11 protein-coding genes are annotated in these 10,671 nt (G+C 62.9%); 3 read left to right on the forward strand and 8 right to left on the reverse strand.

What is annotated here, in order from left to right; all coding sequences use genetic code 11:
- Positions 1 to 93 precede the first annotated feature (93 nt).
- Complete coding sequence (locus tag HOLFODRAFT_RS0212710) at positions 94 to 1,371, forward strand: MgtC/SapB family protein (RefSeq protein ID WP_005035930.1); 1,278 nt, start codon at positions 94 to 96, stop codon at positions 1,369 to 1,371.
- On the opposite strand, the gene HOLFODRAFT_RS0212715 is transcribed toward HOLFODRAFT_RS0212710, so the two are convergent.
- Positions 1,366 to 1,557, reverse strand: coding sequence for a hypothetical protein (locus HOLFODRAFT_RS0212715; protein WP_005035931.1), 192 nt, complete (start codon positions 1,555 to 1,557; stop codon positions 1,366 to 1,368). The two genes, HOLFODRAFT_RS0212710 and HOLFODRAFT_RS0212715, sit on opposite strands and share 6 nt — an antisense overlap.
- A 310-nt stretch (positions 1,558 to 1,867) precedes the next feature.
- On the opposite strand from HOLFODRAFT_RS0212715, the gene HOLFODRAFT_RS0212720 reads away from it, so the two are divergent.
- Positions 1,868 to 2,821, forward strand: coding sequence for a PstS family phosphate ABC transporter substrate-binding protein (locus HOLFODRAFT_RS0212720; RefSeq protein WP_005035933.1), 954 nt, complete (start codon positions 1,868 to 1,870; stop codon positions 2,819 to 2,821).
- Between the two features lie 45 nt (positions 2,822 to 2,866).
- The gene (locus HOLFODRAFT_RS23265; protein ID WP_005035934.1) at positions 2,867 to 4,078 is read left to right on the forward strand and encodes a DUF4388 domain-containing protein; all 1,212 of its coding nucleotides are present in this window, start codon (positions 2,867 to 2,869) and stop codon (positions 4,076 to 4,078) included.
- Positions 4,079 to 4,087: 9 nt separating this feature from the next.
- On the opposite strand, the gene HOLFODRAFT_RS0212730 is transcribed toward HOLFODRAFT_RS23265, so the two are convergent.
- From HOLFODRAFT_RS0212730 to HOLFODRAFT_RS23270, 7 genes are all read right to left on the reverse strand, one after another.
- Entirely contained in the window at positions 4,088 to 4,534 is a 447-nt protein-coding gene (locus HOLFODRAFT_RS0212730; RefSeq protein WP_005035935.1) for a cache domain-containing protein, read from the reverse strand.
- Between the two features lie 61 nt (positions 4,535 to 4,595).
- Positions 4,596 to 6,023, reverse strand: a complete 1,428-nt coding sequence (gene hydG, locus HOLFODRAFT_RS0212735) for a [FeFe] hydrogenase H-cluster radical SAM maturase HydG (protein ID WP_005035936.1) — start codon at positions 6,021 to 6,023, stop codon at positions 4,596 to 4,598.
- The gene (locus tag HOLFODRAFT_RS0212740; RefSeq protein ID WP_005035937.1) at positions 6,023 to 6,289 is read right to left on the reverse strand and encodes a TM1266 family iron-only hydrogenase system putative regulator; all 267 of its coding nucleotides are present in this window, start codon (positions 6,287 to 6,289) and stop codon (positions 6,023 to 6,025) included. The genes hydG and HOLFODRAFT_RS0212740 overlap by 1 nt, the downstream gene beginning before the upstream one ends.
- A gap of 196 nt (positions 6,290 to 6,485) precedes the next feature.
- Positions 6,486 to 7,391, reverse strand: coding sequence for a GGDEF domain-containing protein (locus tag HOLFODRAFT_RS0212745; RefSeq protein WP_005035938.1), 906 nt, complete (start codon positions 7,389 to 7,391; stop codon positions 6,486 to 6,488).
- Positions 7,392 to 7,394: 3 nt separating this feature from the next.
- On the reverse strand, positions 7,395 to 8,543 hold the full coding sequence (locus HOLFODRAFT_RS0212750) for an FIST signal transduction protein (RefSeq protein WP_005035939.1): 1,149 nt from the start codon (positions 8,541 to 8,543) through the stop codon (positions 7,395 to 7,397).
- A 91-nt stretch (positions 8,544 to 8,634) separates the two neighbouring features.
- Positions 8,635 to 9,411, reverse strand: coding sequence for a TrmH family RNA methyltransferase (locus tag HOLFODRAFT_RS21130; protein ID WP_005035940.1), 777 nt, complete (start codon positions 9,409 to 9,411; stop codon positions 8,635 to 8,637).
- A 30-nt stretch (positions 9,412 to 9,441) separates the two neighbouring features.
- The gene (locus HOLFODRAFT_RS23270) at positions 9,442 to 10,311 is read right to left on the reverse strand and encodes a metallophosphoesterase family protein (protein WP_005035941.1); all 870 of its coding nucleotides are present in this window, start codon (positions 10,309 to 10,311) and stop codon (positions 9,442 to 9,444) included.
- Positions 10,312 to 10,671 lie beyond the last annotated feature (360 nt).

Consider the following 10,671-nt stretch of genomic DNA (forward strand, 5'->3'; position numbering starts at 1 on the left):
ATGAGAAGGCTTCCATGTAAACCCGAGGCTTTGCATGGGGGCAGTCCAGTGCTAAGCCCGGGTGCTTACTGCTATCTTTTCCCAGAGGTGCCCATGGCCCAGCGACTGCTCTCCCTTCTGCCCCAGGAGGCCTTCCATCTGGTCCTGGTCTTCTTCCTATCCTTCCTGATCGGGCTGGAGCGGGAGGAGTTGAAGCAGAGCGGGCGCCGGGCCTTCGGCGGCGTGCGGACCTTCCCCCTGGTGGCCCTGATGGCTTACACCATCGCCTACCTGTCCCAGGGAAGCATCATGGCCGTGCTGCTGGGCTTCTGCGTGGTGGCCAGCTTCATGGTGGTCTCCTACTGGTTCAAGCAGCGGGATAGTCGAGGGGCTGGCATCACCACCGAGCTATCCGGTCTGGTGGTCTACCTCATGGGGGCTGCGGTCTTCTATGGCCACATCTGGTTCGCCTGCACCCTGGTGGTGGCCAACCTCCTGCTCCTGGAACTCAAGGATGTGCTGGAGAGGCTGGCGGAAAAGATCAATGGTGAGGAGATCGTCACCTTCGCCAAGTTCCTGATGCTTTCGGCGGTGGTGCTGCCGCTGGTGCCCAACCAGGCCTTTGGCCCCTTCGCCATCAACCCCTTCAAGACCTGGCTGGTGGTGGTGGCTGTGAGTGCCGTGTCGTACGGCAGCTACCTACTCCAGAAGGTGACACGGGGGAGGGGGGGTATCTTCCTGGCGGCGGTCCTTGGTGGGGCCTACAGCTCGACGGTCACCACGGTGGTGCTTGCCAAGCGGGCCCGGGAGGCTGGACGGCCCCATGCCTACAGCGGGGCCATTCTGGCGGCCACCGGTTTGATGTACATCCGTGTCGTGATCCTGGTGGGAGCCTTCAATCTCTCCCTGGCCAGGGGCTTGGCCCCGGTTTTCCTATCTTTGGCCTTTCTGGCCATCCTGGTGGGCTGGGTCTGGTCCCGGCGTTCCGATGAGGGTGAGGCTCTGAGCTCCCTGGAGGCAGCCCCACGCAATCCCCTCCAGCTCCGCTCCGCCTTCGGCTTCGCCCTGGTCTTCCTGGTGATGCTGGCGGCCACCCGCTTGGCGGTCATCCACCTGGGGCGGGGCGGTGTCTACACCCTGGCTGCCATCATGGGCTTGGCGGATGTGGATCCATTCATCATGGGCCTGACCCAGGGGGCGGGGAACGCGACCCCCATGCTCCTGGCCCTGGTGGGCATCACCATCGCCACCTCATGCAATAACTTGGCGAAGGCGGGCTACGCTCTCGGGTTCGCGGATCGTCGCACCGGGCGATGGGCGGCCTTCATGCTGGTATGCCTTTCCCTGTTGGGGATGCTCCTTGTGTGGGGATTCGCAGCCCGCCTGTCATGAGGCGGAGGCTATTCTCCAGCGGGCCAGGGGGCGGGTGGACAGATCCCAGACCTGCAGGCCCCAGGGCAGCCTGGAGACCCCCAGCTTTCGGCGGATGAGGCCCTTGGCCTCCGCCTCGCTGTGGGCCTCGATGGGGCCGTATTCCATGAAGTAGCCGGGCAATTTGTAACCGAACGACTTGACCATCGCAGGCTCCTAGAGGGGTGGCACGGTGGTGATCCCTGGTATGGAGAGATGATTCGCCCAAATTCCCGATCGGTCAAGTATAAAAAGCGAAAAAAACAAAAAAATACGTTTCTGTTTGTGCCTGTCGCTCGGGAATGGATTTCGTGTCGAGGCATGGCTTTGAATTAATCGACCAGCAAAGTTGCTGTTTGATGTGTTTTTATTCATGTCGTGTCGGGGAGTTGTCGAATGGAATGTCTATCTGCTGCGGGCAAAGCTCATCACCTTTCCGTCGTGGATCGAACCCAGACGGATCCCTGTGGAGGTTTCCATGCGTTTCAGTGCTCCATCCCTGCTGCTGGCTCTGGTCTCAGTCTTCGGCTCTGCTCAGGTCGCAAGGATCGACCCCAATCTCCCCTCCTATAAGCCACCCGTAGGCTTCACGGGCACGGTGAATCTGGTCGGGTCCGACAATCTCGAATCCATCGTCCACCAGTGGTTCGGCCAGTTCCGGAAATACCATCCCGACGTGACGCTCAAGGTTTCTTCCGAGGGCTCTACGGCCGGAGTGCTGGCCCTGCTTGAGGGGGAGAGCCTGATCGCGACCATGAGCCGGGAGATGAGCAAGTCGGAGGTGATGTCCTTCCAGAGCAAGTTCGGCTATCCTCCGACCCGTGTGGTGATCGGACTGGATGCCCTCGGGGTCTTCGTCCATCCCTCCAATCCAATCCAGGCCCTGAGCCTCGAACAGCTGGATGCGATGTTCTCCACCACCCGGAAGCAGGGAGCCCGGGACTCCATTACCACCTGGGGAGGCCTCGGCGTCACGGGCGAAATGGCCAATCGCCGCATCATGATGTATGGGCGGGATGAGAATGCCGGGCCGAGGGTGTTCTTCAGGGATAAGGTGCTGCTCAAGGGCGAGTTCCGTCCGGGCATCCCGGCCCTGGAGGATTCGTCCTCGGTGGTAGAGGGGGTTTCCCTCTCTCCCGGTGCCATCGGCTATGCCCCGGTCTCCGAGATCACCTCCTTCGTGAAGCTGGTTCCGATCATGGTCGGGGGGGCGAAGGTCACGCCGACCCTCGATACGATCATGAAGAGCGACTACCCCCTGACGCACTTCCTCTACCTATATGTCAACAAGGCCCCGGGGCGTCCTCTGCCTCCTGCGGTCCAGGGCTTCCTTACCTTCGCCTTCTCCAAGGAGGGACAGACGTCCGTGGCCACCAGCGGCCTGCCGATCCCTGCCGACGTGGCCAAGGCTATGCTCAACAAGATCCAGTAGTGATCCGCAATGCCCAGTCTCCTTTTTGGTCCTTTTGATCCGCGAATGCACACCCTGATCCAGGAGGCTCTGGCGGCCCTCGGGCCGGACTGCAAGCCGAGGTTCCTGGGGGGGGGTGAGGAGATGTTCCGCTCTCTGGGGCGCGCAGAAGGGGATCTGCTGTTCGTGGATCTGGACATCCCCGGGTCCGAAGCCTGCCTCGCAGAAGTGGCCCGCCTGCGGTCGGCCATTCCCGTGGTGGGCGTCGGGACCGAGCCCCAACCGGATGTTGCGGGTTTCGAGGTCCGCTTCCCCCAGCGCTATTTCCCCATGATGACCTACCTCCGGAAGCCCTTGGCCCTGGATGCCCTGATCCTGGCCTTCCAGGGGGAGATCCGGCAGCTGGCGAGGGGGGTGATCGAAGGGCTCAGTCTTCCGAGTCTGCTGCAGATGCTCAACATCGAACGGAAGACCTGTACGATCCGGGTGATCTCGGGAAGACGGGTGGGCTTTTTCTACATGCAGGGTGGCGAGTTGATCAATGCGCGGTTCCGGCGGGTCGAAGGCCTTGAGGCCGCCGTCAGACTGCTTGCCGCAGACTCACCAAGGGCTGAGATTCAGAGCCAGCTCCATGATTCCACCCGACGAATCCAGGGGCGTCTGGAGGAAGTCCTGATGGAGGCCATGCAGTTCAAGGATGAGGACACGGACCACCGGAATGCTCAACCGGCGTCCCAGGACGAGGTCGAGGACGATGCCCTGCCCGAATCCGAGACCGGGAAATGGCACTTCGATGCCGACCGGAAAGGCCCAGTCCTTCCCCGGAAGAGGCGGCTTCTGCTCCCGATCCTGGCGGCGTGTGGTCTGCTGGGAGTGGTCGCCTTGGCCGCCCTGCCTTTTCGGAAGGTCTCCATCCGAGTCCAGTCCGTGCCAGCGGGGGCGACCTTGAGCCTGGATGGCCAGAGATTGGGCAGCGCGCCGATGCTAATGAAGGTTCCCAGGCCCCTCAGGGGCACCATCCGGGCCGAGGCGGTGGGCTATGCTCCCCTGATCCGCGAACTCAAGGATGGGGACAAGGAGCTTGATCTTGTCCTGGAACCCCTGCCCAAGCCTCCCCCACCGGTGGCCGAGGCTGATCCCGAGCCTGAACCTGAACCCGAGGAGCCTCCCGCGAGCCGCACACCCCGGGTCCGTCAGAAGCGCAAGCCGACCAGACAGGCAAGCCCGCCACCGGCGCGGGCCGGAAGGCGGGGCGATGTCTTCGATCAGGTGAGGTGAGAACGTGGCCTACTGCTTGTAGGCCCCACAGGCAATGATGATCTCGTCCAGCTTCTCGACGTAGCATTCCTTCTGCTGGACCTCATCGGTCACTGGGTTCTTGAATTTGTAGGCGAACCAGCCCTTGCCCGGGCCTTCGGCGATCTTGACGGCCTCCTCGGCATAACGCACCGAATCCCCGCCGGACTTCTCGGAAGCATCCTTGCCCACCAGCTTGGGGTTGGCACCGTTGGCCAGCATGACACCCTCCATGTCCACCACCCAGATGTAGAGATTTCCTTTGTGGAAGGCGCCTCCTGGCGTATTGGCCTCCTTGATGAGCTTGTAGGCTCCGTGGGTCTTGGCAAAGGTTACTGCCTCTTTGACCAGGGCTTCAGCGTCTGCGGGCCCCTGGGCGCTGAGGATGCTGAAAAGGGCGGTTCCGAGGGCGATCCGGGTGAACAGGCGAGCCGTCATGAAGTCCTCCGTTAGGCGGTTTCAGACCTTTGATCGGGAGCATGCCTGTTTTTCATGAATATCAAAAGCGCAGGTCACGCTCCCCTGCCTTGATCCGCTGGAGGTAGGCCTCCGTCGTCTCCCGGGCCTTGGGGTTGGGAATCGTGGCCAGTTCCTTGGCGATGGCGGCTTCGCCCAGGGCCTTCAGTTCCTCGTTGCCGTAGTCCGTGAGGTATTCCTGAAGCGTGAGCAGGGCATTTGGCTGGCAGACGTTGGCGATCTGGCCCACCTTGGCCAGGGCCATGAAGCGGTCCCCGGTGCGGCCTTCGCGATAGCAGGCGGTGCAGTAGCTGGGGATGTAGCCCGCCTTCAGGAGGTCCCGCAGCATCTCCGGGGTCGAGCGGCGGTCCTCGGGCTCGAACTGGGGCTTCATGTCCTCGAAGCCCAGCTTGTCGGCGTGGGCGTATCCGCCGACCCCGCAGTTGGAGCCAGCGCTCACCTGGGTGATGCCCAGGGCGATGACCTCATCCCGGTAGCCTTCAGGCTCGCGGGTCGAGAGGATCATCCCGGTATAGGGGACGGCGAGCCGCAGGGTCGCCACGATCCGCTTGAAGTCGTCATCGCTGACGCGGTGGGGGTAGTCGGCGGAGTGGACCCCCTCGGCCTTCCGGATGCGTGGCATGGAGATCGTGTGGGGGCCGACCCCGAAGACCGCCTCCATGTGCTCGGCATGCATAAGCATGGCCACAGTGTCGTACTTCCAGTCGTAGAGGCCGAAGAGGGCGCCGAAGCCCACGTCATCGATGCCGCCCTGCATGGCGCGGTCGTGGGCCTCGGTGTGGTACTCGTAGTTGTGCTTGGGCCCCCCGGGGTGGACCCGCTCATAGGTGGGCTTGTGGTAGGTCTCCTGGAAGAGGATGTAGGTCCCGATCCCGGCGTCCTTTAGGCGGCGGTAGTTCTCAACCGTCGTGGCGGCAATGTTGATGTTGGCCCGCCGGATGGCGCCGTTGTCGAGCTTCTGCTCGTAGATGGTTTTGATGCAGTCCAGGATGTACTCGATGGGACAGTTCTTCGGATCCTCCCCGGCCTCCAGGGCCAGCCGCTTGTGGCCCATGCGCTCCAGGACCAGCACTTCCTCGATCAGTTCCTCCCGGGTGAGCTTGCGGCGGGTCGTACAGTTGTCATGGTTGTAGCCGCAGTAAGTGCATCGGTTAACGCAGTGGTCTGAGAGGTATAGAGGGGCGAACATGACGATGCGGCGTCCGTAGATGTGCTCCTTGATGCGCCGGGCCAGACCGAAGGCCTCCCCCAGAATGGCGGAGTCCTGGATTTCGAGCAGCACGGCGGCTTCGCGGTGGCTGAGGCCTTTGTAGGTCTCGGCCTTGGCCAGAATTGCCCGAACCTGGGCAGGATCCTGCGCGGCGCTTTTGGCGGCCTCCAGGGTCGCCAGGATCTCATCGTGGTTGATGAAGTCGTTGGAATCCATGGATTTGGGGTTGTAGATGGCCATCACGCCTCCTGCTGTGCGGCGTTCTCTCGGGTGAGCGCCGTCTTGACCGAGATATTGCGAACCCGTCCCAGACGTCCGGTCATGGCGCTGATCTGGTCGTTCTCCCCGTCCACGATGATGGAGATCACCGACACATGGCGGTCCCGGTGAGGGATCCCCATGCGCCCGACGACGAGCTCCGCGAATTCGTGCAGGATGGCGTTGACCTCCGGCGCCGAGGCCAGATCCTCCACCACGATGCCCACAACTCCCAGGCGCTTCGACATACCCATCATCCCTTGGCAAGGCCCGGCGCGAAAAAGAGAAGGCGCGGCTCCACCGGGATGGTGGCTGGCGTCCTCCCGCTCAGGTCAATGAGCTTCGCGGTCGGGGGAAGGTTGAACCTATCCGACGCCGGAACGGATTCCGATGCCCGATGTTTCTACTCTAGACCCGCTGGGGGGAAAGGCAAGCCGCAGGGTTTCATTCCCGCCAGTGGAGGGTCCTTGTCTCCGGAAGGCAGGTCTCCACTTCGAGCCTGCCAGCCTGGATGAGGACCGGAACGGCCCGGTTCATGGTGGGGGTGAGATCCTGGGCCGAGGTGAGCTCCGTGGATCCGATCCGCACCCAGGCATCCCGTCCAGAGCGTTTGGCGGCATAGAGGCAGGTATCGGCCAGATCGACTACCCTCTCCCAGGTAAGGGCGTTCGGGGCGCTCCCGAGAAAGGGGAATACTGCCGCCCCGATGGAGCAGGTCACGCTAAGCGGATCTCTTTGCCCGATCTGGAAGGGATGTTCCGCCACACTCCGGCGGATGCGTTCGCAAAGTGGCCCCAGGCCTGAGGTGTCGAGGTCCCTGGCGACGATCAAGAATTCCTCTCCGCCCCAGCGGATGACGCTGTCCGTATCCCGGCATGCTCCGGCGAGGAGTTGGCAGACCTGGATGATCACCTGATCGCCAGCGCGATGTCCGTACGTGTCGTTCACGTGCTTGAAGTGGTCGATGTCCACCATCACGAAGGCGATGTCCACGTTCGAGGTGACACGTTCCGGGTGGCCTCGATGGATGTTCCGGTGGTTGCGGATCGCCTTGGCCACCTCTTCGCGGATGGCCACATTCAGGAATCGCCGGTTCATGAGCCCGGTCAGTTCATCCGTCATGCTGAGCTTGCGCAAGTGCTCGAGGGCTGCCTGCAGCCGATGGGTCAGCTCCCGCATCTCCTCGCTGCTCAGGCGCAGACTGCGTTCCAGGGTGTAGCGGTCCAGATCTGATCCGATATACGATTTATCTATGCGTTCGAGGAACTGGATCCATTTCTCCGGATCCGGGGCTTCCTCCGGTGTGAGTCCGAGCTTCCGGAGTTGGCGCTTGAGAATGGGGTGGAACACGTTTCAGGCCTCTTGGATCAGGGTGAGTGTCATGGTCTGGTTGTGGAGATGACACTTCCCTGACGTGGAAGGCGAGAGTTCCCCGTGGGCGTAGAAACCGACCTGCTGAGTGCCCTGCGGCAAGGTTTCCATCACGGCTTCCAGCTCTTCCTCAGCCCGCTCTCCCAGGACCACGCGTCTACCCATGCAACTGACGGCGATGGACAGACCCGGGGCCGCGTCCCTTCCGCCCAGACGTTCCGCGGCCTCGGCAGCGGCCTCTACGAGACGGTCCACGCTGCTGTGCATGAGCTGGACCAGGGAGCCCTCAAGGATATCCCCGCCGAAGATGAGACTCTGTTCGCTTTCATCCACAGCGAGAACTGAACGCACCAGGGCGTCGGGTCCGTAGGCCTGCTCATCCAGGATTGCGAGGGGGAAGAGCGAGGCGGTGACAGGCAGGCCCTGGGCCCGGTCCCCCAGGTAGGTCTTGTAGAGGGCCAGGGCGGGTTTCCCGTCCAGTTCGTAGAGGATGTTCCCCCTGCTGCGCGTAACGGTGCGCTCAAGCCCGAAGGGCGTCCAGCCTCCTTTGGAAGCGGAGCGCAGCCGGATGGCGTCCCCCCGGAATCCCACCCCCACGACCTGGTGGGATTCGAAAAGCAGAGGCTCGCCCGGAGCCAGCCCGAGGCTGAAGGTGGGCCCGAGGTCGTCCCCGCCTGCGGCGACCCCTCCTGTCACCGACACTCGGCTGTCCAGGACTTGGTTGAGCCCATGGACGATCTCCCAACCATTGATCCCCAGTCCGCTGGTCAGCACGAAAACGCCCTTCAGGTCAGGGTGACTCAGGGTCTGGCCGAGAAGTCGACCGGCCTCCCTGGAGGATTCGAATCCTGAGACCTCCTCTTTTGCGATGGCAAGCTCCGTCGAGGCAAATCTCAGGACGGCCACTGCTACGGTATGGTCCTCGAGCCGGGCTCCAAGGATTTCCCCTCCCGTGGAAGCTCCCAGGAGGAAACTCTGGGGGAAGGCGCTGCGCAAGTGGAGCAGGGTGCGTTGATCCAGGGCCATTTCCGGAGCGAAAAAGGCCAGGACGAGGGTCCGGGGGCCGTCCCAGGATGGGTCTGCCGGGATTGTTTCCGTTGCCGAGTGCAACTGGAAGGTACGAACTTTCATGGCATTCCTGATGGGCCTAGGGATTGTTGGAGGAGCAACCCCTCAGACTAGCGGCTTTTCCGAATACCTGGGTAGTGCGGTGAGTGTGTGATCAACCCATCATCTTGAACATCAGGATGGCCCCCGCCGCGGCGACGTTCAGGGAGTCCATGCCCTTGGCCATGGGGATGGCGATGGTTTGGTCGCAGCGCTGGAGCCAATCTTCATCTAGGCCGTAGGCCTCGGGTCCCAGCACGAGCGCGCTCCTCCTGGCTGGCTGCCAGAGGCGGGCATCCAGGGCGGTGGGGCTCAGGGCCGCTCCCACAATTTCCGAGTCCGGAGCGGCTGCCCGCCAAGCCTCCAGGAGGGGACCGGGGTCCTCCCGCTGGATCACGGGGAGTTTCCAGGCGGCCCCCATGGAGACCCTCAGGGACCGGCGTTCGAAGGGCGACGGGCCACGTCCCGCTACCACGGCATCCATGCCCAGGGCCGCCGCCGAACGCAGGATCAGTCCCAGGTTCTCCACGTTGTCCACGTGGGGCAGTACCACCAAGCGGCTGGCCTCCAGGATGGCGTTCTCGCAGGGCTCCGGGGGGACTGCCACGCAGCAGAGCACCCCCCGGTGGAAGGTGAAGCCCAAGAGCTCACTCAGTTCGGCCTTGGTGGCCGTGAGGAGACGGGTGCCTTCGGGAAGCCGGGGAGCGAACTCCGGTTCCAGGCTCTCCTGGCAGAGGAGGGAGATCACCCGCAGCCTTCCCTCTCGCCCGGCCTCCAGGGCCGATTCCACCAGGAAGCGGCCCTCGCAGATGAAGCAGGGGCCGACTTCCGGGTGTAACGCCGTCTTGGCGCCATGGAGTTGGTGGTAGGGGAGGAACTCCGGATCCGACATGGGGCCAGAGTAGCAGGCCCGGTATGGCTCCTACTGGAGCGGGATCGTGATGACGTTGTCCGCCGGGGTCTTGTCGGTCCAGAGGGAATAGAGGATCTGCCCCATGCTCCTGGTGGCGGTGTCTGTGCTGGAGAGCATGGAATTGTACGTGGCCTGCGTGGTGGCATCGGGGCTTTCGTCCCCGGCGTAGTGGGCCATCATGCCGTAGCTCATGAGCGGGGCCAGGGACGTGGCCGTGGCGACATCAAGGCCGTAGGTGTTGGTGAGCAGAGTGTAGGACTGGTTGTTGAGCCCATTGTATAGAAAGGTGTTGGCCCAGCTCACGAAATCCGTTTCGTGGGAAGGGATGCTGGTGATCTGGGAGGTGCTAAGCGCCAGGGTCTTCTTGTCCAGGTCGGCGCTGGCGAATCGGTAGGGACTGGGGGCCGTGACCAGGGAGCCCGTCTCGCAGTCGTAGAGCTTGGAGCTCGTGAAGTCCGCCTGAGAGATGTCGTTGGCGTGGAAGTGGCCGGTGAAGATCACCTTGAGTCCGGCATCCGCTAGTGTCTTGCCCACGGTTCCGTAATCGCTGACAAGGTATTCGGAGAACTGGGTGCCTTGCCCCGTGTAATGTTCCACGACCCCGTGGTGCATCATGCCGATCACGGATTTGCCGCTGGCCTTGGCCACCGGGAGCAGGCCCAGCACCCAGGCCTGGGTGGCCTGGGAGAGACGGCCCGCGGTGGTGGGGGTACCGTTGGTGAGGTTGTCGGCATAGTCGCAGGAATCCAGGGCGAAGACCCAGAGTCCGGGAACGGGTTCGGCGACATAGCTCAGAGAACTGGGGTCCTGGGAGATCGCATCGCCATACCCGCAATCCTGGTAGATCTGCTTGAAGGCCTCAGGCCCCACGTAGTTCACGGGAGTGGTGGTGGTTCCGGCGAGGTAGCTGACTGCGTTTGGGTTGTTGACATCGTGGTTGCCCGGAACGACCAGGACCTTGATGCCCTGGTCCCGGACCAGGGAGAGTTGAACGAAGCCGCTCCGCGGCGGGGGTGGCGCCGTGTGGCGGGCCCGCGCAGTAAGAAAGCTAGCAATTCCATGTAAATGAAGGCTCCTTGGTCATCGCGATGTTGACGCATCGCCAGACGACCAAGGAGGTACTACATGAAGGACGTCAGTCTATCTCTATCCCGCCTGGAAGCGGACCTGCGAATGGCGGATCGGGCGAAAGGGACGATCCAGCAATACCTAGCTTCGATCCGGCGCTTTGAGGAGGCT

Origin of the sequence: Holophaga foetida DSM 6591, from assembly GCF_000242615.2 — a bacterium.
Classification (GTDB): domain Bacteria; phylum Acidobacteriota; class Holophagae; order Holophagales; family Holophagaceae; genus Holophaga; species Holophaga foetida.